The organism is Maribacter aquimarinus, assembly GCF_047345505.1.
Classification (GTDB): Bacteria; Bacteroidota; Bacteroidia; order Flavobacteriales; family Flavobacteriaceae; genus Maribacter.
Genome location: NZ_JBLFEO010000018.1, coordinates 13,167 through 34,156, shown reverse-complemented (window position 1 = coordinate 34,156; position 20,990 = coordinate 13,167). Strand labels below are relative to the sequence as shown.

The window sequence follows — 20,990 nt, the reverse complement described above, 5'->3', positions numbered from 1 at the left end:
AATTGGGAAATGGTATTACAACCCAAATTGTCTGGGCAGCCAAAGGCTCAGTTCTGGAAAGTAGGTGACCAGGAACAGGGCCAAGATCATCGCCAAAAATAGCGGTAACAGCGGTTTAACCACTTTTTCTATACTGGTCTTGGCAATGCCAACGCCCACGAACAGTACGGACCCCACCGGTGGCGTACACAGTCCTATACAGAGATTTAGCACCATAATGATCCCAAAATGTACAGGGTCCAGGCCCAGGGCGGTGACCACGGGCAAAAAGATGGGGGTAAAGATCAGCACTGCGGGTGTCATGTCCATAAAGATGCCCACAAACAAAAGGAGGAGGTTAATGATCAAAAGGATCACAATGGGGTTATCGCTCAACGCCAAAAGTCCAGTACTTATCTCTTGGGGTATGTTTTCATAGCTCAAGGCCCAGGACATGCTCATGGAAGCCCCGATCAACAACATGACAATGGCGGTCGTTGCGGCCGAATCCAACAAAATCTGGGGCATTTTAGGAAAGGTGATCTCCCGGTACAACAGGCCTAGGACAAAGCTGTACAGCACCGCAATGGCAGATGCCTCGGTGGCCGTAAAAATGCCCGTTACAATGCCACCAATGACCACCACCAGCATCATAAGGCTGGGAAGGGCATCCACAAAGGTTTTAAAGACTTGCTTTAACGTGCTGCGTTTTCCTACTTTGTATCCTTTTTTCTTGGCCCAAATGGAGGCCACGGTCATTAAGAAGAGCCCTGTAAGGATGCCGGGAATGTAGCCGGCCAAGAACAGGGCCGCAATGGAAGCGCCGCCGCTTGCCAAGGAATAGACAATGAGCACATTGCTCGGGGGTATGATCAAACCGGTGGTTGCCGCGGTGATGTTCACCGCTGCCCCAAATTCCCTGGAATAGCCCTCTTTTTCCATTTCGGGCCCCAATATGGATCCCATGGCAGAGGCGGCCGCCATGGCAGAACCGGCAATGGCCCCCATGAGCATGGCAGATATGATGTTGATCAAGGCCAGGCCGCCCGGCAGGGCGCCCACAAGGGTTTTTGCAAAGGCAATGAGCCTATGGGCTATGCCCCCTTTGTTCATTAATTCCCCCGAAAGTATGAATAGGGGTATGGCCAGCAGGGCAAAGCTGTCCAGTCCGGTGCCTATGCGCTGGGATACGGTCGTGGCCGCGGGAACCAGTGGAATGCTCACCAATAAGGTTAAAAGGGAAGAGATGGCAATGCTCCAGGCCACCGGGGTGCCTATGGCCAAAAGACCTATAAAACTCAACACTAAAACGAGTATGGGAATATATTCCATCTGTTATGCTTTTTTAAGGATATCTGAAATCTTATAGTAAATGATCAATATGCCGCTAATGGGAATAACGGAGTACACCACCGCCAGGGGCACCTGGAGGGCGGGGGAGTTCTGGCCCAATACGTAGGTAATATAGACCAATCTGGAACCACCAATGACCAGCGCCACCAAGCAAAACAAAATGATCAGCAGCCTCACCAACAGCATCAATTTTTTCTGGGCGCCACCGCTGAGCCTATTGGGAAGCACATCTATGGCCACGTGCATGTTGCGCCCGGAAACATAGGCGGCGCCCAGAATGCCCACCCATATCATGAGATAACGGGCCAGCTCATCCGTAAAGGAACTGGGGGAGCCCAATAAAAAACGACTGGCAACCTGCCAGAGCACGTTGAGCACCATTATGCTCATTAAAATGACCAAGGCCTTGGCCAGGACATTGTCTATGGTTTTTCGAAGTTGCATGATTCTTGATTTTAATGGGTGGCCTGTATCTCCTTGATCAATTGATAGAAAGATTCATCTTCCTTATACTGTTCAAATGAATCCTTGAGCTTGTCCGAGAACAGGGTCTTGTCCGGGCGTATGATCTGTACTCCCGCTTTTTCCACCGCTTCCAGGGCTTCGTTCTCCGCTTCCATCCAAAGCTTCCGCTGGTACACCACGGAATTCTTTACCGCCTCCATTAACCACTGCTGTTCTTGCTCATTAAGGCCTTCCCATAAATGGGTGCCCGCCAGCAGAACGTCCGGAAGAACGGTGTGCTCGTCCAGGGTGTAGTACTTGGCCACTTCGTAATGTCTGGAAAGGTAAAAGCTGGGCGGATTGTTTTCCGCACCGTCCACTACCCCCTGTTGCAGTGCCGTATAGAGTTCTCCCCAGGATATGGGGGTGGGCGATCCCCCAAGGCTTCGCACCATCTCCATGGCCGTAACACTCTCCATTACCCGTATTTTTTGTCCCAAAAGGTCTTCGGGGGAGTGCACGGGTTTGTCCTTGGTATAAAAACTCCTGCTCCCGGCATCATAGTACCCCAAGCCCTTTAGCCAATATTGTTCCCCTTCGTTCAGGAGTTGTTGGCCAATGGGGCCGTCCAGCACCTTAAAGGAGTGTTCGCGGTCCCGAAAGAGAAAAGGAAGGCCCAGCACCTTCATCCTTGGCGCAAAGTTCTCCAAAACGCCCACGGACACCTTGGTCATGTCCAAGCTGCCTATCTGCAATAGTTCCAAGCACTGCCGCTCCGTTCCCAGTTGTTGGCTGGGGTAAATTTCCAGGTTCAACTTGCCGTTGGACAATTGGTAAAGGTCCTCGCCCATCTTTACCATGGCCTTGTGCACACTGTGCCCCACATCCAGTCCGTGGCCCAGGCGGATGGTTTTTACCCCATCGGTTTGGGCACAACCACTGACCATCAGGTAGGTGAAGGCAACAATTAAAAGACGTTTTGCTTTCATACGATATCTACTTTATGGAGACTTCCAGTGGGGATGCCAGGCGTTTGGCAAATTGGTCCAAATACTGGTTCCATTGTTCTTGGGCGGTAAATTGCCCACTTTTTTTCCACCCAAATCCGGCATAGTACACGGCCTTGCCATTGTCCACGTTGATCTGGGCAAAGAGATTGCTGGCATCCTTTTGGTCTGTTTCATAATGGTCATGGCCCACCATTTGTCCGTTGGGCACCACAATGCCCGTGCCCAGCTCGGAGTCCGCGTGGGGCTCCCAATAACTGACCCAGCCATTTTCTCCATTTGTGGTCACCGTTCCAAGTTTGTCGTGCAGCGTCAATCCCGCGGATATGGTATCCGTGCCGCCCAGTGCCACTTCAAATCTAGACAGGTTGCTGCCCAGGTCCAGGGTTATTTTTTTCTCTTCCGAGATGGTCTGGCCATTGGCATCCCAATCGGCATAGGTAAGAATGACGCCTGTTCTTAGGGGTCCTGTTCCCAAGGTTTTCCAGGATGTGAAATTTTTTGAAATGTGGTAAGTGGTATCCACCTTTTTGGCAATGCCCCCAACGCCCCGGCTAATGCCCACGTGAAAGTTGTCCAGGCCCTCTCCATCGTCCGTATGGTAACTGCCGTCCGTTTCAAGTTCCTTCTTGTACCATTTGTTTATAATGGGGTAGTCCACCCGCTTTAGCCAGGCATCCATGCCGCTGGAAAGGGTACCTCCCTTAATTCCCTCCTCTACCATTTGTTGTGCCCTTGGGCCATAGGTTCGGAAGGCCACACGGTCGTTTTCCCAAGCGTAGTCGTCCGTCCGCTCTGGGACAAACCGGGAATAGCAAAGGGCTTCACCCTCCCCGGTATGGGGCGTATTGGTCACCACGTAGGTTTTTTTGGCGTTGGCGCTCAATTGGGGTTGAAAGAGGAGTACGTCCATTTGTCCATCTCCATCTTCGTCCCACAATTGGGTTACCACCCCAGTGCCGGTCTCCGCATCCTGCAGCCCAATGCCCTGGCCATGGGCCATTGGTTTCAGCTTGTCCAAGGGAATGGAAACGGTCTCATTGGACCGGTCCATATCGGTGCTGTTCGTTACCACAACGGTTTGGCGGTCTTCCTTTTTTTCTTCGCATGACAAGCCCAAAAGTGCCGAGGTGGCAAAGAGGGCAAAACCTATTTTCTTCATAACCCAATACTTTAATTTTCGTTGGATGGTTTTCCTATGGTGGCCAAAATACCTCCATCCACATAAAGGATATGGCCATTTACAAAATCACTGGCCCTGGACGCCAAAAATATGGCGGCCCCGGCCAGATCATCGGGGTCGCCCCATTTGGCCGCAGGGGTACGGTTAACGATGAATTCATTGAAGGGGTGGCCATCCACCCTGATCGGGGCCGTTTGGGAAGTGGCAAAATACCCCGGGCCGATTCCGTTGATCTGGATGTTGTGCTTGGCCCATTCCGTGGCCATGTTCTGGGTCAGCATCTTAAGGCCGCCCTTTGCCGCGGCATATGCCCCAACGGTGTTCCTCCCCAGTTCGCTCATCATGGAGCAAATGTTGATGATTTTTCCCTGTCTGCGGGAGATCATGTTCTTTACCACGTGTTTGGACATGATAAAGGGACTCACCAAGTCAATGTCTATGACCTCTTTGAAATCTGCCACTTCCATTTCCTCCAAGGGGGTGCGCTTAATGATGCCGGCATTGTTCACCAAGATGTCTATGGGGCCCACTTCTTTTTCAATTTTGGCAATGGCCAACATGACCTCATTCTCATCTGCCACATTGAATTTGTAGCCCTTGGCCTTGATGCCTTCTTTCTCGTGGGCCCGGACCGCATCGTCTATTTTTTTTTGAGACGAGTTCCCGTTTACAATAATGGTGGCCCCCGCTTGGCCCAAGCCTTTGGCCATGGCCATGCCCAGGCCATGGGTGCTTCCCGTAACCAGGGCCACTTTTCCCTGAAGATCAAACAGTGTTGTTCCCATATCCTTATTTTAAATCTGTTATTTTGGCCACATCCATATCCCCATAATCCAGGTTTTCCCCGGCCATTCCCCAAATGAAGGTGTAGTTTGATGTTCCCGAGCCGCTGTGAATGGACCACGGGGGCGAGATCACGGCCTGGTGGTTGTGCATCCAGATGTGTCTTGTTTCCTGGGGTTGCCCCATAAAATGGCAAACCGCTTGGTCTTTAGGTACATCCAGATAAAAATAGACCTCCATCCTGCGGTCATGGACGTGGGCGGGCATGGTGTTCCAGACACTTCCGGTTTTCAGTTCGGTCATGCCCATTTGCAGTTGGCAAGTGGTGACAATGCCTCCAATGATCATTTGGTTCACCGTTCTATGGTTTGCGGTCTCCAAAGAGCCAAGTTCCAGTTTGTTGGCCTCTGCCACACTTACTTTCTTGGTGGGGTGGGCCGTATGCGCCGGTGCCGAATTTAAATAGAACATGGCCGGATTTTTCTTGTCATCGCTCTTAAAAACCACCTTTTTGTTCCCTTGCCCCACATACAGGGCATCTTTATGGCCCAGGGCATGGGAGGTTCCGTCCACTTCAACCGTTCCGGGCGCCCCCACGTTTATGATGCCAAGTTCACGCCGTTCCAAGAAATAGGAGGCCTTGAGCGGATCAATGGGGTCCAGGGTAAGTTCATCCTCGGGTACGGCAGATCCGGCTATGTAGCGGTCATAGTGGGTGTAGGTAAGATTGATCTTGCCCTTTTGCATCAGGTTGTCTATCAAGAACTCCTTGCGGAGCTCCGTGGTATCATATTTTTTAACGGCTTCCGGATTGGAAGCATATCTTGTTTGGTACGTTGTTGCCATTTTTCTTTTTGTTTATGTGTTCGCTACTGATTTTCTTATTCCCATCTCCAGGCCACGCAGTTCCGCGAGCCCCCTGAGCCTGCCAATGCCGGAATATCCGGGATTGGTCTTTTTGGTGAGGTCGTCCAACATTTTGTGCCCATGGTCCGGGCGCATGGGCATTCTAAAGTCTTTTCTTGCGGAGGCCCTACGTCTTCGCTGCTCCATTACCAGGGCCTTCATGACGCTGTACATGTCCACATCGCCCTCCAAGTGGTTGGCCTCGTGAAAATTGCCCATGGCGTCCCTTTTGGTGCTCCTAAGGTGTATAAAATGGATTCGGTGCCCCAAACGCTCCACCATTCCCGCCAAGTCGTTGTCGGCTCGCACGCCAAAGGAACCGGTACAGAAGGTAAGACCGTTGTTGGGGCTGTCCACGGCCTGGTAGAGCTCCACGATGTCCTGTTCCGTGCTCACCACCCTGGGAAGTCCCAAAATGGGGTAGGGTGGGTCATCTGGATGAATGCACATGAGCACCCCGGCCTTTTCCGCGGTTGGAATGATGTGTTCCAAAAATTGGTACAAATGTTTTTTTAGTCGTTTGGCATCAATTTGGTCGTAGGTGGCCAATACGGTGTTGAAATCCTCCAGCGTGTAGCCCTCTTCGGCTCCGGGAAGGCCGGCAATGATGTTGTTGCTAAGCTGTTGTTTTCCTTTGTCCGAAAGTTGGTCAAAATATTTTTTGGCCTCTTTTTTCTGCGCTTCGGAATAGCTCTCCTCGGCCCCGGGGCGTTGCAGCATGAACAGCTCAAATGCGGCAAATGCCGCGGTTTCGAAGCGTAGGGCCGTGGATCCGTCTTGGAGCCTGTAATCCAGGTCGGTCCGAGTCCAGTCCAGAACGGGCATAAAGTTGTAACAGACAATGTCAATGCCACAGGCCCCCAGGTTGAGCAAGGTTTGCTTGTAGTTTTCCACGTGGGCCATATACCCCTCTGCCTGCGTTTTAATGGCTTCGTGTATGGGCACGCTCTCCACCACGGACCAACGTAGTCCGGCGGCCTCAATGTCCTTCTTTCTTTTTTCGATCTCGGAAACGGGCCAAAGTTCCCCATTGGGGATATGGTGCAGCGCCGATACGATTCCCGTGGCGCCGGCCTGTTTTACATCGTTCAGGGACACGGGGTCTTCCGGACCGTACCATCGCCAAGTTTGTTCTAGTGTTACATCCATTTGTTTTCCGCTAATTTGTTCATACTCCACTGAAAGCGCTAAAACCTCCGTCCACCGGCACCACTATGCCGGTAATGAAAGAAGCGCCCTCGCCGCTGAGCCATAGGGTGGTGCTCACAAGGTCTTCGGGGCTTCCAAATTTTCCCATCGGGGTTTGATCGATGATGGTTTGCCCCCTTTGGGTCAGGGAACCGTCCGGCTCGGTAAGCAGGGCCCTGTTCTGTTCCGTTAGGAAAAAACCGGGCGCCAGGGCATTGACCCTTATGCCCACTTTTGAAAAATGCACGGCAAGCCACTGGGTAAAGTTGGATACCGCCGCTTTGGCACCGCTATAGGCCGGAATCTTGGTCAGGGGCGTAAAGGCGTTCATGGACGAAATGTTTAAAATACTGCAGCCCTCCCTGTTCACCATGTCCCGGGCAAATACCTGGGTGGGCAGGAGGGTACCGATAAAATTGAGGTTAAAGGTGAACTGTATTCCCGCCGAGTCCAAGTCAAAGAAGCTCTTGAAACCGTCCACGGTGCTGTTCAGGTCCTGGGGTTCCAGGTAGGGTTTGCTGGTGGTGCCCAAGGGGTGGTTGCCCCCGGCTCCGTTCACCAAAATGTCACAGGGCCCAAATGTGGAGTGAATTGTTTTTCTTGCCGCTTCCAAGGAGTCCTTTTCCAACACGTTGGCCATGACCCCCATGGCCGTGCCGCCGGCCCCAACAATGGCATTGGCCACGTTCACGGCCGCTTCTTGGTTCAGGTCCAGTACGGCCACCAGATGGCCCTCTTTTGCAAATGCTTGTGCCAGGGTGCTGCAAAGCACACCTCCGGCACCGGTAACCACCACTACTTTCTTGTTCATTGGTCTTGATTGTTTTTTGCGGGGCCTATCGCCGTGGAAAAGCCCCTTGTCGTCAAATTTCATGCATTTAACCCGAACCACCGAGGCATTGTCCCAAACAATAGTTCACAAAAGGGGTAAAAACGTTCAATTATCAAACCCTAAAAGTACAATAGGATGTAAGTTGGGCCGTCCTGTGGTATCTTGACCTTCCGTTGAACATCCCCCTTGTGTAAATCTAATTACCATGACCTTCTTTTACAAGCTTACGGCCAACATTATTATTTGCTGTTTCTCCATTTCAATTGGTTATGCCCAGGTACTTCCCAAAATTCTGGATGTTCCCGAAATGCCAACGGGGAACTATGTGCCCAACTTTAGTTATGCTGGGTATGCCTTTGGCGAAGCACCCATTCCCGAAGTAAGGGATGCCATGGTCTTGGCCACGGATCACGGCGTTGTGGCCAATGACGGCCCCAACGCCAATATTGCCCTTGTGAACGAGCCCTTTGACCATCTCGTGCCCTCTCTTTACGAATACCAATTAGCCCAAAGGCGCAGGCCGTGAGGTTTAAAAATAGATGTTTTATCTTAGGGCTGCCAAGTCCGTCATCACCATGCCATTATCCCCATGAAGACCAAGCCGTTTTTAGTTTTACTTTTCCTGTCCTTGCACTGTGCCGCGCAGCAGCCCGATCGCTTTCTGTTCAAACATTTGGGAACCAATGATGGGCTGTCCCAAAGTGCCGTCATTGCAATGGAACAAGATCGTATGGGAAGAATGTGGTTGGGCACCCGGGATGGGCTCAATGTCTATGACGGCACGGCCTTTAAGGTGTACAGGACGGTACCGGGAGACAGTAGCTCCATAAGCAACAGCGATATCCTGACCATTAAGGAAGACAGTGAGGGCTTTGTTTGGGTAGGTACCTATAATGGCCTTAACAGGTATGATCCGGTAAAGGACGTTTTTGAGCGATTTTATCACTACAACGATGTAAACTCCCTGAGCAATAACACGGTATGGAGCATTGAGGAGATGTCCAACGGGGAAATTTGGGTCGGGACGTCCAATGGGCTCTCCATCTACGACAAGGAGAGGGATTCCTTTACCAATCATTACGGAACCGATGATGCCGCCGCCGCGGGCAAGTTGCCCTCCAGTTATGTGCTCAGTATAAAGAAAACCAAGAACGGTGCCGTTTGGGTGGGGACCTCCAAGGGTCTTTCCAAGGCTGTTCCAGAAACGGGCGGAACCCTGCGCTTCCATTCCTTTGAGCTCCAATCTTCCCAAGAACCTCCTTTTGTGCAGACCATTGCAGAATGTGGTGAGAACAGTGTCTGCATTGGCACAAAGAACGTGGGCTTGCTAAAGTTCGATCTGATCTCCGAGCGGTACCTATCAAATTTTTACCCCAAGGACTATCCGGATGTGCGAGCGGTGGCAGCTACCGAAGAAGGCCTGTATTGGGTGGGCACGTCCAAGGGGGTCTTGGTTTTGGACGCAAAAAAGGTGGTGAAAAAATTGTTTTACAGACCGGGACAGAAAAATGGACTGAGCCAAAACTACATCAAGTCCATTTTTAGGGACAAAAAAGGATCCATTTGGATCGGTTCTTATTACGGCGGCATTGATATCTGGGACATCTCCAACACCAATTTCATCAATTATGAGGAGTCTTCCGTAGAAAGGCCCTTGGGCTATAAGGTGGTGAGCTCCATTGTGGGAGACACCAACGGAACCCTTTATTTTGGCACCGAAGGTGGGGGCGTCACCATATTGGGTGCCAACGCCGCCCCTCCAAAGTTTCTCAACACCGAAAACAATCCCATTTTGCCCACCAACAACGTCAAGGCACTGCTGTTGGACAAGGAATTGCTTTGGGTGGCCACTTTTAATGGCGGGGTAAGGATCTACAATGTAAAAGAACAAAGATTTGAAGCACAGTTCTTACCAGAGCCTTTAAGAAGTAAACTCTCTGGGCTTGGGGTCTATGCCATTAAAAAGGGCTTGGGGGACGATATCTGGATCGGCACCTTTGGCGCCGGCCTTATCCGTTATGACCAGCGGCTAAAGACCCATACCGTATTCCAAACAACAGATGCCCCAGAGGTTTCCCTGTCCAGCAACCGTATCCGAAGCTTAATGGTGGATAGGGCCGGCAACGTTTGGGTGGGTACCCAAAGCGGACTAAACCTTCTGCAGCGCACGGACAGGGGGTACGCTCCCCATCAGGTAAAACGCTTCTTTTATGATCCCGACACCGGTTCCGGGGACGATATCCTGACCACCTTTCAAGGATCCAACGGTGTCATTTGGGTGGGCATAAGGGCCAAGGGCCTGTACCGTTTCAATGGAAAATCCTTTGAGAAGAAGCACATTGGCACTACCCAGAAAATAACTTCGGTGCAAGCGATCCTGGAAGGGAAAAAAGGTGGGCTGTGGCTCAGTAGCAACCAGGGCATCCTAAAATACGATGCCCAGTCGGAGCAATTTGCACTATATACTGAAAAAGACGGACTCATAGGCAACGAGTTTAACAGTGGAGCCGCCTTTACACCAGATGGAATCCGGTTCTTTTTCGGGGGGCCCGAAGGGGTCTCTTCCTTTAACGCCGATCGCATTGCCACAAATACGTACTTGCCCAAGGTAATATTGACGGGACTTACCGTTAAGAACCAAACCGTTTCCCCAACGGACCGGACGGGGGTGCTAACAAGCAGTATGCCGTTTACCCAACAAATACGTTTGGAACATGACAAGGCCAATTTTTCCATATCCTTCAGCATTCCCAATTTTATCAGTTCCAAGAGCAACCAGTACCAATACCGTATGATCGGCCTGGACGACAACTGGAACCTGACCGATCAGGCCTCTGCGAGCTTCACCATCCAGAACCCGGGAGATTATGTTTTTGAGGTAAAGGGTGCCAACAACGACGGGCTCTGGCACAACGAGCCAACCACACTGGCCATAACCGTGAAGCCCGCACCTTGGTTGAGTCCCTGGGCCTTGTTTCTGTACGGCCTCATGGCGCTGGGCATTGCCTACACCCTTTTCAGTACCGTGAGGTCACGGACCAGGTTAAAGCACAAACTTGCCTTGGAGCACATGGAAATGGAAAGGAACCAGGACATTAACGATGCCAAGCTCAGGTTCTTCACCAACATCTCCCATGAGTTTAGAACCCCGTTGACCCTCATTGTGGGGCCCTTGCAGCAATTGCTTCTCAATTACAAGGGAAGCCGGGGGGTGTACCAAAAGTTATTGGTCATGGAAAGCAACGCAAAACAGTTGTTGCAATTGATCAACAGGCTCATGGACTTTAGAAAACTGGACCACGGCAACCATAAATTGGAAGCGGCCGAGGGCAACATTGTCAAGTTCCTTGAAGAAATTTTCCTATCCTTTTCGGAGTATGCCAAAAACAGTGGCCACAAATACAGGTTTGTATCGGAACAGGAAGAGATCTTGGTCTATTACGATCGCATACGATTGGAACAGGTTTTTTACAACCTGCTGAGCAATGCATTCAAATACACACCAATGGGTGGCGCCATTTCCGTTGAAGTCTGCCAGGACAATACCTTTCTGTACGTTGCGGTCAAGGATACCGGCCCGGGCATTTCAGAGGAGTACAAGACCAGGGTCTTTGAGCGTTTCTTTGAGATCCCAAGGGATGCCCCATCCGAAAAAATCGGTGTTTCAGGTACCGGGATCGGCCTGGCCATAGCCAAGAACATTGTTGATCTGCACAAGGGGAGCATTGTTGTGGAAGACAACGCCGGAGGAGGCAGTGTCTTTAAAGTGGGTTTGCCGTTGGGCCGCGAACATTTAGCTGAGGACGAGATCATTCAAGATTTTAAGTTCAGTGACGATCTTGGGCTCTACGGGGCGCCGGAAACCCCATCTGCGGAGCAGGGCAAGGAATCCCAAGGGCTTCTTTTGGACAAGGAGCGGGATACGGTCCTGGTGGTAGAGGACAATGAACCCTTAAGGACCTTTATAAAAGAGCTCCTGAGGGAGCGGTACAATGTCATTGAGGCCGGAAATGGAAAGGAAGCACTGCAAAAGGCGCTGAAATACCTGCCCAATTTGATCGTTTCTGATGTGATGATGCCAGAAATGGTGGGCACCGAACTATGCGCAAAGATAAAGGAACACATCAGTACAAGTCACATCCCCGTGGTGCTCCTTACCTCCAGAACTTCCCTGCTCTACAAGTTTGAAGGACTTGAAAACGGTGCGGACGATTACATCAGCAAACCCTTCAATGTCAAGGAATTTACCCTGAGAATCAAGAACCTCATTGATTCATCCAATAGGCTAAAGGTTAAATTTTCTGAGAACCACGGGATTGCCACGGAAGGTATGGCCATTTCATCACTGGACGAGAAACTCCTGAAAAAGGCCATAAACATTGTGGAGGACAATATTGCCAACAATCAATTTGATATTATGGCCTTTAGTATGGAGCTCGGGGTGAGCCGCACCCTATTGTTCACCAAGATAAAGGCATGGACCAACGCTACCCCCAATGAGTTCATCCAAGAGATACGGATGAAACGGGCCATGCGCCTATTGGAGCAGGGCAAAATGAACATTGCAGAGGTGAGCTACCAAGTGGGCTTCAAAAATCCTAAATACTTTAGCAAGTGCTTTCAGAAAAAGTATGGCCTCAGTCCCTCTGGCTACGTTAAAAAGTTTACTGATGACGTGTTCAATTTAAACTGATAATTAGCGTCTTACAGGTCAAAATTTAACAATTCCGTATTTTTGACCCCCTATTTTTGGACTTTACTTAGATTTTGTTAACATATTTTTGGGATCAGGAAATGAAGGGCTCCGCACTTTATTCTCCCAGACGCTTGGATGGGCACATCTTGGTATCGCAAACTGTTAAAATATCAACTAAACAACAACAGCTATGGTAACAAAAAAACTGAGTAAGTGGGTAAAGGCACCTGTCATCGGTGTTTTTCTCCTTTGTGCAATGCTTGCCCAAGGGCAGCAAAAAAGTATTTCCGGTACGGTCACGGACCGTTCGGACGGGATAGGAATTCCAGGAGTGAACGTGGTGGAAAAGGGCACCACCAATGGGGTCAGTACCGATTTTGACGGCAATTACACCATTGCCGTTTCCGGGGACAATGCCGTGCTCGTCTTCAGTTATCTGGGGTATGTTACCCAAGAGCGGTCCGTGGCCGGCACCAGCAGCATCAACATAGGTCTTGAAGAAGACGTGAGCGCTCTGGATGAAGTGGTGGTAGTGGGCTATGGCACGGCAAAGAAGTCAGACATCACAGGTTCGGTTTCCTCCGTGAAGGCAGAAGAGCTGGCCGCCTTTCCCGTGCTCAGTGCGGAGCAGGCCCTGCAAGGCCGCGCGGCCGGTGTTGCGGTACAGTCCAACAACGGTGGGGAGCCCGGTGCGCCCATATCCATCAGCATCAGGGGAAATACCTCCATTGGGGCCAGTAGTGCGGCCTTGGTGGTTGTAGATGGCTTTGTGGGGGGTGCCCTTCCACAACCGGCAGATATTGAGTCCATTGAAATATTGAAAGATGCCTCGGCCACGGCCATCTATGGTTCTCGGGGCGCCAACGGGGTCATTATGGTCACCACCAAAAAAGGCACCAAGGGCAGGATGGTCGTTGAGGTGAACTCCACCTACTCCTCCCAAGAGGTATCCGAGCGCCTCGATCTTTTGAATGCCGATCAATTTGCGGCCTACCGGCAAGCCATTAACCCTTCTTACCAGCAAGGGCCGGCCCAAACAGACTGGCAGGACCTTATCTATAGAACAGGAAATATAGCCAACCACCAACTTTCCTTTTCCGGTGGGACCGAAAACATCAACTATTACGTTTCCGGTAACTACTTTAACCAGAACGGCGTGGTGATCAATTCCGGTTTTGAACGGTTTTCCTTTTTGAGCAACGTGGACGTACAGGCCACGAAACGCTTAAAGTTGGGCTTTAACGCCTATGCCAACCGAGGCAATAGGGACGGGATCCAGAGCCAGGCCGGCAGCGGCGGCAGTGGCGGCGGGGATGTGATATCCACCGCTTACAGATTTGCACCGGACACCCCCCCGCAGGATGCAGACGGCGTAAATACCACCAACCCGGTGGGCGATCAGTTTGACAACCCCTTTGCCATTGCAAGGGAATCCGTGGACGAAACCACGACGGACGAGTACAGGGCCAACTTTTATGCCGATTATGAAATCCTGAAGGGACTGTCCTTTAAGACCACCTTTGGTTTCAGCACGGACAACCAGACCAGGGGCAGGTTCCAACCCTCCACGCTGATCGGCCAGGCCAGTATTCAAGGGGGCATTGCCAGTGTGGCATCTGCAAAGAACACCAACATCATCTCAGAAAACTACCTTACCTACACCAAAGAGTTGGGCAAGGGCAACCTCACGGCCCTGGCCGGCTATTCCTATCAAAAGGACCGGACAGAGCGTTACAGTGCCGCTTCCCAAGGCTTTTTGAGCAATAGCCTTTCCTATTTCAACTTGGGCGCGGGAGCCGATATACAGGCACCTTCCTCATCACTGTCAGAACGGGAGATCGTTTCCCTCTTTGGTAGGGTTAACTATGAATACGATGACAGGTACCTCCTTACCTTCACGGCCAGGAGGGATGGGGCCTCCAATTTTGCCAAAAACAACAAGTATGCGTTTTTCCCTTCCGGAGCGGTGGGCTGGAGAATATCCAATGAAGAGTTCCTGAAGGAGAACGAAACGTTGACCAACCTTAAACTAAGGGCCAGTTACGGGGTCACGGGAAACCCTTCCCTTGCACCCTACCAGTCCTTGGCCAATTTCCAGCCCATCTACGCCAATGTGGGCGATCAGCAAGTGGGTGCCGTGGTACCCGATCTTTTGGAAAACCCGGACCTAAAATGGGAGTCTTCCTACCAGACCAACATTGGTCTTGATGTGGGCCTATGGGACAACCGCATCAGTGCTTCCCTGGATTACTATACCATTGACACCCGAGACCTAATCCTGCGCAACAGCGGCCTGGTGGAGTATGCCGGACTCTTGAGCAATCCCTTCCAGAACGTAGGGGAGATCAACAACACCGGTTTTGAGGTTACCCTATCCACCAAGAACATGTTCACGGACAATTTTTCCTGGACAACGGACTTTAACTGGTCCACCAACCAAGTGGAGGTCTTGAAATTGGTGGATGGCTTGGATATCTTCCTCAATTCCGCACCGGGATCCTTCCTACAGGATCAGACCCACCTTTTACGGGAAGGTGAGGCCGTTGGTGTCTTTTGGGGCTATGAGTACCGGGGGGTTAACCAAGGCACGCCAGACCCGGGAACCGCAGGCTATGATGGCACCGGGGCAGGCGATGAGCTGTTCACCGATTTGAACGGGGATGGCGTGATCACCGGAGACGACCGTAAGATCATCGGTGACCCCAATCCCGATTGGATCGCTGGTCTAAACAATAATTTTAGGTACAAGAATTTTGATATGAACCTCTTTTTCCAAGCTTCGGTGGGAGGGGATATGTTTAGCTACACCTTTTTGGAGCTTGCCTCCGGGGAATCCAACGCCACAACAGAAGTATTGAACGCTTGGACCCCCGCCAACACCAATACCAATGTACCGTCTGCAAAGGTCAGGGAAAAGCGGATCACCGATCGTTTTGTGTATGACGGGAGCTACGTTCGTCTAAAAAACCTTTCTTTGGGCTATAACCTGCCCGTAGATATGGTGGAGCGTATAGGGATGAAGGGCGTAAGGCTGAGCCTAAGCGGCCAGAACCTGCTCACCTTCACCAATTTTCCAGGTACGGACCCAGAGGCCCAGTACAGAAGTTCTGGAGGTCAGAACAGTAACGTGAACAGGGGTTTTGATTATGGCAGTTACCCCAACATAAGGTCGTACACCATGTCCATCAACTTAAAATTCTAAAAAAAAACAACGATGAAAAATTTAAAGACTTTAGGGATTTTGTTGGCAGTCTCCGTTTTTGTGGGATGTTCTGACTTAGAAGAAGTGCCGGTGGGCAGACTTTCGCCAGATGGATTGGTGCAGTCCCCGGCAGATGTGCAGACCTTGATCAATGGGGCCATTGGAAATATGGCCACCGAGCGCTATTGGGGCCGTAAATTATCACTTCCCATCATGCTCCGGAGCGATATGGTCTCCATAGGGGACGTGGGCACGCCGGGAAGGCGCCAAGAAGTGGATAATTTCTCCATGGGATCGGACAATGGAATGGTGATCACTTTGTGGCCCAGGGCCTACCAGGTCATTGCCGGCACCAACGAGGCCATAGCGGCCGCGGAGGCCTTGACGGATTTTCCGCCCAACCAATTAGATCCCGTAAAGGCACAGGCCCATTTTTTTAGGGCATATACCTACTACCACTTGGTGCGTCTCTTTGGGGAAATTCCCTACCTGGATGCCCCCGTGGTGAACGTGGAAGAGGCAAGCCAGATAGCCAAGAGCTCCGTGAGCGAGGTCTATGACAATATCATAGCAGATCTGGAATTTGCCAAGGCCTCCTTGCCAGATACCCAACCCGTTACGGCACTGCCCACAAAAGCCACTGCGGCCGGCTTTTTGGCGTCCGTGCACCTTACCTTGGGCAATTTCCAAGCGGCCTATGATGAGGCCAAGTTTGTCATAGACAACGAGGGCACCTTTAATTTGGGGCTTGCGGCAGATTTTCAAGACCTTTTTGACCATAGTGCCCAAACCGGCCTCAACGAGTTCTTGCTCACGTTGGATTTCAACGGGTTCAGTGTGGGGGACACCGGTAGGGACTATATGCCGGCACTGACCGGAATCAGGGCCAACGAACGTGGCAACATCGGTGGCGGTTGGTCCGTGGCCGTGCCCACCATTGAAGTGTACAACACTTGGGACGGCCGTGATTACAGAAAACAAGTGAGTTTGGACACCACGGGTATTTTTGATGGGGTGGTAGAGCCATTTACCAGATTTCCGGATTTCGATTCCAGAAACATACCCAGCGCCTACATTGCCAAATATACCCGGGCCATTGGCCCCACCGGAACCGGTAACGGTCGTGCGTCCAGTTTAAACTACGGGCTCATGCGGTACGCCGAAGTGCTCTTGATCGCGGCCGAGGCCCTTAACGAGGTAAGCCCGGGCTCTGCCGAGGCGGCCGGTTATGTAAACAGGGTCAGGGCAAGGGCCAGGGGCGGCAACGGTTCAGATTTCCCCGCGGATGTGCAGGCGGGAGTGTCCCAAGCAGATTTTAGAGATCTTGTTTTGGAGGAAAGAAAATGGGAGCTCGCCTTTGAGTTTAAAAGGTGGTACGACATTAAAAGAAGACAACTGGGGCCCGAGGTCTTTGGGCCGAATGGCCTGGAGCCCCAAGCCAATTTCGATCCCAGTAGGGACTATCTGTTCCCGCTGCCCTTTGATGAGTTGGACAGGAACCCCAACTTGGCACCGAACAACCCGGGTTACTAAGCACGGCCTGTTTAGAGCGGTCTTTTCTGCCCAGCTTACAAAGACCGCTTTTTTTTTTAAACTCTTTAAATACATCTGAATGACCAGAATGAGCCTAGTGGCCTTGAACCTTGTGTTCATACTTGCCCTGGTATCCTGCAAGACAGAGCCAAAGGAAAAAGACAATACTGCGGCAATTTCCATTGATTCCCTGTTACAGCTGCGATATCAAAAACTACTGGAATACCCTTTGGACTCTGTTGGTTTCCCAAGGAGCTATACCCCCGAAACAAACAAAATAAATAAAGTCCCCTCCAAGGATTGGACCAGCGGTTTCTTTCCCGGCAACCTTTGGCACCTTTACCAACTCACTGGAATGGATGCCTATAAGGAGCGGGCGGCAGAATGGACGCCCTTTCTTGAGAAGGAAAAGTTTAACGATCGCACCCACGATATGGGCTTTAAGGTGTTCTGTAGCTTTGGGGAAGGCTTAAAGGTGCAGGAGAACGAGGCGTACAAAAAAGTGATCGTGGAGAGTGCACAGACCTTGGCCACCCGTTTCAATGAAAACGTGGGCAGCTTGCGATCCTGGGATTTTAACAGGGATATCTGGGAATTCCCGGTGATCATAGACAATATGATGAACTTGGAGCTGCTGTTTGAAGCCACCAGGATATCCGGGGACAGCACCTATCACAACATGGCCGTTGTCCACGCCAACACCACCCTGGCCAACCATTACAGGGAAGACGGCAGTACCTATCACGTAGTGGTCTATGACACCATTACGGGCGCCGTCAAGGATAAGGTTACCCACCAGGGCATCAATGATGATAGTTCTTGGGCAAGGGGCCAGGCATGGGGCATTTACGGCTATACCATGACGTATAGATATACCCGCGATCCAGCCTATCTTGAACGGGCAAAAGCAAGTGCAGCCTTCTTTTTGGAGCATCCCAACCTACGGGAAGACGGCATTCCCTACTGGGATTTTGATGATCCAAAAATTCCCGATGCGGTCAGGGACGTTTCTGCGGCCACCATTGTGGCCTCTGCATTTTTTGAGTTGTCCACCTATGATGACGACCCCAAATACCTGGCCTATGCCAACAAGGTCCTGGACAATCTAATGACGCCGGAGTATGTTTTGGAGGCCCATGTGGATGCACCCTTTATTTTGGACCACAGTACCGGAAATTGGCCCAAGAACGATGAAATGGACGAGCCCATTGTTTATGCGGACTACTACTTCTTGGAAGCATTGCTACGGCAAAGGCAATAGAGGGCTAAAGCAAATTTTGTAAAACACGGCCCTGGGCCAAAGTACCAAGAAACCAGTGTTGCGGTTCCTTGGGCCGCTCGGTCAAGGATGGAACAGGATTACCGGAAGATGGTGGCATCCCATTTTTGCACCGCCCAGTTTTAAACCCAATACCATACATCAAGAAATGAAACCACATTTATTCTTGTCCATTGCTGTCTTTTGCCTCATGGGCCAAAAATTGTCTGCGCAGAAGACCGGGCTCAGGACACAGAGCAACTTTAATGCAGAATGGCAATACCTGGAAGATGCCGTCAAAGACGTGAAGATCGTTTCCGGTGCCCAGGGTTGGGAGGCCATTGGGCTCCCGCATACCTGGAACAACCTGGATGCCACGGACAATGAGACCGGATACCGCAGAAGTGGCAGTTGGTACAGAAAAGAACTGTTCTTGGACAAAGTGGATGGGAACAAACGCTACCAACTCTATTTTGAAGGTGCCAACATTACCACTGAGGTCTATGTGAACCAAGAGTTGGCCGGTACACATATTGGGGGTTACATTGGTTTTGAGATAGACATGACCCCACATTTAAAAAAAGGCAGCAATCTTATCCATATCCGTGTGGACAATGGGTACGACCCTGATATCATCCCTTCACAAAAGAGCGATTTTTTTATCTATGGGGGCATTGTCCGAGACGTCTGGTTGCAAATTAAACCCAAAGTGGCCATTGGCCACTTGAAGTTGGCCACGCCCAGTGTATCCCAAGAACGGGCATCTTTGCAGGTAACCGTCCCTTTAACGGAAGCGGTGGGACGTGACCATCAACTTAGCGTGGAACTCATAGATTCCGCCGGAGAGGTGGTGCGCACAAAAACGACACGCGTTCGGGGCACATTGAACGTGATCGATATCAAGGGCATTGCCAACCCGCAGCTTTGGGACACAGCAGACCCCAATCTTTATGATGTAAAGGTCACTTTGCTGCGATCAGGGACTCCTGTGGACCAAGTTTCGGAGCGGGTGGGCTTCCGTTGGTTCAAGTTTGAGAAGAACGGTCCCTTTTACCTCAATGGAAAGCGTGTTTTGTTGCGCGGCACCCACAGGCATGAGGAGCATGCCGGCGTGGGGGCGGCCATGAGCAATGATCAGCACAGAAAGGATATAGAGCAAATCAAGGAAATAGGGGCCAATTTTTTGCGCTTGGCGCACTACCCCCAAGATCCAGAGGTTTACAGGGCCTGTGACGAACTGGGCATTTTGGTATGGGATGAACTGCCGTGGTGCCGCGGCGGCATGGGCGGTGAGGTTTGGCAGGCCAATACCAAGAGAATGCTGGGCGAGATGATAGACCAAAACTACAACCACCCCAGCATCATTATATGGTCCTTGGGCAACGAGATGTATTGGTTGCCCGATTTTGAGGGGGGAGACGATACCACAAAAATGAACGCTTTTTTAACCGAGCTCAATGCCCTGGCACACGAGATGGATCCCAGCAGAAAAACAGCCATCAGAAAGTATTACGAAGGAGCGGATATTGTGGATGTTTTTTCACCCTCCATATGGTCCGGTTGGTACAGTGGTAGCTACAAGAGCTATCAAAAGGCCATTGATACCTACAAACCCAAGTACAACCATTTTTTGCACACCGAGTACGGGGGCAGTAGCCACGTGGGCAGGCACTCTGAAAACCCCATTACCGGAGAGGGCATTATAAAGTCCGAGGGCTGGGAAGAGGCCATAGTGCAGACCAAGGTGGCCAATATTGCCCAAATAGGGGACTGGAGCGAAAGTTACATTGTAGATCTGTTCGATTGGTACTTGCGCATATCCGAACAGGACAGCACATTTGTGGGCAATGCCCAATGGGCCTTCAAGGATTTTGGCACCCCGTTAAGGCCAGAAAATGATATACCTTATATGAACCAAAAGGGTCTTGTGGACCGTAACGGAAAACCAAAGGATGCCTACTATGTCTTTAAGAGCTACTGGTCCAAAGATCCATTTGTGTACATAGAGTCCAAGACCTGGACAGAGCGGCAAGGCCCAAAAGACAAGCAAAGGAGCATCAATGTCTTTAGCAATTGTGATGAGGTGCACTTAACCCTCAATGGGACGGATTTGGGCAAGAGAAAGCGCGACATTACAAAATTCCCCGCTTCGGGATTGGTTTGGGACCTTGATTTTGAGGAGGGCGAAAACGAACTCATTGCAACCGGCCACACGGACCGGGGAGTGGTGCAAGATACCCTGCGCGTGAACTATCGCCATCAACGAAACGGTTCGGCAAAAGCCCTGGAACTGGAGTATGAACCACTGGACAACGGAAGGTACCTGGTCACTGCAATTGCCGTGGATGCCAATGGGCTTCGCTGTTTGGATTATGAGGACAAGGTCTATTTCCAAACCTTGGAAGGAGGGAAGAGCCTTAAGCACCAAGGCACCCCCACCGGGAGTGAGGTCATTGGCATGGCCAATGGAAAGGCGTCCATTGAGGTGATCCCCGATGACACGGATGCCGCTGTAAAAGTAATGGTGCTGAACCAAAATTTTAAGGGAACCTACCTCACCATCAAAAAGAAATAGAGTTGAGTTGTTTGTGAAGTGCCATGACCGCAAACCTCGGTCGTGGCGCTA

General features: G+C 51.0%; 14 protein-coding genes. 6 read left to right on the top strand and 8 right to left on the bottom strand.

Features of this window, described 5'->3' with window-relative positions; all coding sequences use genetic code 11:
* Window positions 1-15 precede the first annotated feature (15 nt).
* From ACKWCC_RS13005 to ACKWCC_RS12970, 8 genes are read right to left on the bottom strand one after another with little or no spacing between them, the layout of a single operon-like run.
* On the bottom strand, window positions 16-1,311 hold the full coding sequence (locus ACKWCC_RS13005; RefSeq protein WP_413996379.1) for a TRAP transporter large permease: 1,296 nt from the start codon (window positions 1,309-1,311) through the stop codon (window positions 16-18).
* A gap of 3 nt (window positions 1,312-1,314) precedes the next feature.
* Window positions 1,315-1,776, bottom strand: a complete 462-nt coding sequence (locus tag ACKWCC_RS13000) for a TRAP transporter small permease (RefSeq protein ID WP_413996378.1) — start codon at window positions 1,774-1,776, stop codon at window positions 1,315-1,317.
* Window positions 1,777-1,787: 11 nt separating this feature from the next.
* Window positions 1,788-2,765, bottom strand: a complete 978-nt coding sequence (locus ACKWCC_RS12995; protein ID WP_413996377.1) for a TRAP transporter substrate-binding protein — start codon at window positions 2,763-2,765, stop codon at window positions 1,788-1,790.
* Between the two features lie 7 nt (window positions 2,766-2,772).
* Window positions 2,773-3,945 carry a DUF4861 family protein gene (locus ACKWCC_RS12990; protein ID WP_413996376.1) on the bottom strand — a complete coding sequence of 391 codons (1,173 nt, stop codon included), beginning with the start codon at window positions 3,943-3,945 and terminating at the stop codon, window positions 2,773-2,775.
* An 11-nt stretch (window positions 3,946-3,956) separates the two neighbouring features.
* Window positions 3,957-4,751 carry a gluconate 5-dehydrogenase gene (locus tag ACKWCC_RS12985; RefSeq protein WP_413996375.1) on the bottom strand — a complete coding sequence of 265 codons (795 nt, stop codon included), beginning with the start codon at window positions 4,749-4,751 and terminating at the stop codon, window positions 3,957-3,959.
* A 4-nt stretch (window positions 4,752-4,755) separates the two neighbouring features.
* A complete protein-coding gene (gene kduI / locus ACKWCC_RS12980) occupies window positions 4,756-5,595 on the bottom strand; it encodes a 5-dehydro-4-deoxy-D-glucuronate isomerase (protein ID WP_413996374.1) in 840 nt (279 codons plus the stop codon).
* A 12-nt stretch (window positions 5,596-5,607) separates the two neighbouring features.
* Window positions 5,608-6,804 (bottom strand): mannonate dehydratase, encoded by a 1,197-nt coding sequence (gene uxuA / locus ACKWCC_RS12975; protein ID WP_413996373.1) that lies wholly within the window; start codon window positions 6,802-6,804, stop codon window positions 5,608-5,610.
* A 19-nt stretch (window positions 6,805-6,823) separates the two neighbouring features.
* Window positions 6,824-7,654: an SDR family oxidoreductase gene (locus ACKWCC_RS12970; RefSeq protein ID WP_413996372.1), complete on the bottom strand. Its 831-nt coding sequence runs from the start codon at window positions 7,652-7,654 to the stop codon at window positions 6,824-6,826.
* 226 nt (window positions 7,655-7,880) lie between these two features.
* Here ACKWCC_RS12970 and ACKWCC_RS12965 point away from each other — a divergent pair, with 226 nt between their 5' ends.
* The 6 genes from ACKWCC_RS12965 to ACKWCC_RS12940 all read left to right on the top strand — a co-directional run bounded on the left by ACKWCC_RS12965 (window position 7,881) and on the right by ACKWCC_RS12940 (window position 20,939).
* Complete coding sequence (locus ACKWCC_RS12965) at window positions 7,881-8,201, top strand: hypothetical protein (protein ID WP_413996371.1); 321 nt, start codon at window positions 7,881-7,883, stop codon at window positions 8,199-8,201.
* 63 nt (window positions 8,202-8,264) lie between these two features.
* A complete protein-coding gene (locus tag ACKWCC_RS12960; protein ID WP_413996370.1) occupies window positions 8,265-12,368 on the top strand; it encodes a hybrid sensor histidine kinase/response regulator transcription factor in 4,104 nt (1,367 codons plus the stop codon).
* A gap of 193 nt (window positions 12,369-12,561) precedes the next feature.
* A complete protein-coding gene (locus tag ACKWCC_RS12955) occupies window positions 12,562-15,573 on the top strand; it encodes a SusC/RagA family TonB-linked outer membrane protein (RefSeq protein ID WP_413996369.1) in 3,012 nt (1,003 codons plus the stop codon).
* Between the two features lie 12 nt (window positions 15,574-15,585).
* The gene (locus tag ACKWCC_RS12950) at window positions 15,586-17,106 is read left to right on the top strand and encodes a RagB/SusD family nutrient uptake outer membrane protein (RefSeq protein ID WP_413996368.1); all 1,521 of its coding nucleotides are present in this window, start codon (window positions 15,586-15,588) and stop codon (window positions 17,104-17,106) included.
* Between the two features lie 79 nt (window positions 17,107-17,185).
* Window positions 17,186-18,367, top strand: coding sequence for a glycoside hydrolase family 88 protein (locus ACKWCC_RS12945; protein WP_413996367.1), 1,182 nt, complete (start codon window positions 17,186-17,188; stop codon window positions 18,365-18,367).
* 166 nt (window positions 18,368-18,533) lie between these two features.
* A complete protein-coding gene (locus ACKWCC_RS12940; RefSeq protein WP_413996366.1) occupies window positions 18,534-20,939 on the top strand; it encodes a glycoside hydrolase family 2 protein in 2,406 nt (801 codons plus the stop codon).
* Window positions 20,940-20,990 lie beyond the last annotated feature (51 nt).

Coding starts and splice junctions, on each gene's coding strand:
- ACKWCC_RS12990 (WP_413996376.1), bottom strand. CDS start 3,945: ATGAAGAAAATAGGTTTTGCCCTCTTTGCCACCTCGGCACTTTTGGGC.
- ACKWCC_RS12940 (WP_413996366.1), top strand. CDS start 18,534: ATGAAACCACATTTATTCTTGTCCATTGCTGTCTTTTGCCTCATGGGC.
- ACKWCC_RS13000 (WP_413996378.1), bottom strand. CDS start 1,776: ATGCAACTTCGAAAAACCATAGACAATGTCCTGGCCAAGGCCTTGGTC.
- ACKWCC_RS13005 (WP_413996379.1), bottom strand. CDS start 1,311: ATGGAATATATTCCCATACTCGTTTTAGTGTTGAGTTTTATAGGTCTT.
- ACKWCC_RS12995 (WP_413996377.1), bottom strand. CDS start 2,765: ATGAAAGCAAAACGTCTTTTAATTGTTGCCTTCACCTACCTGATGGTC.
- ACKWCC_RS12950 (WP_413996368.1), top strand. CDS start 15,586: ATGAAAAATTTAAAGACTTTAGGGATTTTGTTGGCAGTCTCCGTTTTT.
- ACKWCC_RS12985 (WP_413996375.1), bottom strand. CDS start 4,751: ATGGGAACAACACTGTTTGATCTTCAGGGAAAAGTGGCCCTGGTTACG.
- kduI (WP_413996374.1), bottom strand. CDS start 5,595: ATGGCAACAACGTACCAAACAAGATATGCTTCCAATCCGGAAGCCGTT.
- ACKWCC_RS12960 (WP_413996370.1), top strand. CDS start 8,265: ATGAAGACCAAGCCGTTTTTAGTTTTACTTTTCCTGTCCTTGCACTGT.
- ACKWCC_RS12955 (WP_413996369.1), top strand. CDS start 12,562: ATGGTAACAAAAAAACTGAGTAAGTGGGTAAAGGCACCTGTCATCGGT.
- uxuA (WP_413996373.1), bottom strand. CDS start 6,804: ATGGATGTAACACTAGAACAAACTTGGCGATGGTACGGTCCGGAAGAC.
- ACKWCC_RS12945 (WP_413996367.1), top strand. CDS start 17,186: ATGACCAGAATGAGCCTAGTGGCCTTGAACCTTGTGTTCATACTTGCC.
- ACKWCC_RS12965 (WP_413996371.1), top strand. CDS start 7,881: ATGACCTTCTTTTACAAGCTTACGGCCAACATTATTATTTGCTGTTTC.
- ACKWCC_RS12970 (WP_413996372.1), bottom strand. CDS start 7,654: ATGAACAAGAAAGTAGTGGTGGTTACCGGTGCCGGAGGTGTGCTTTGC.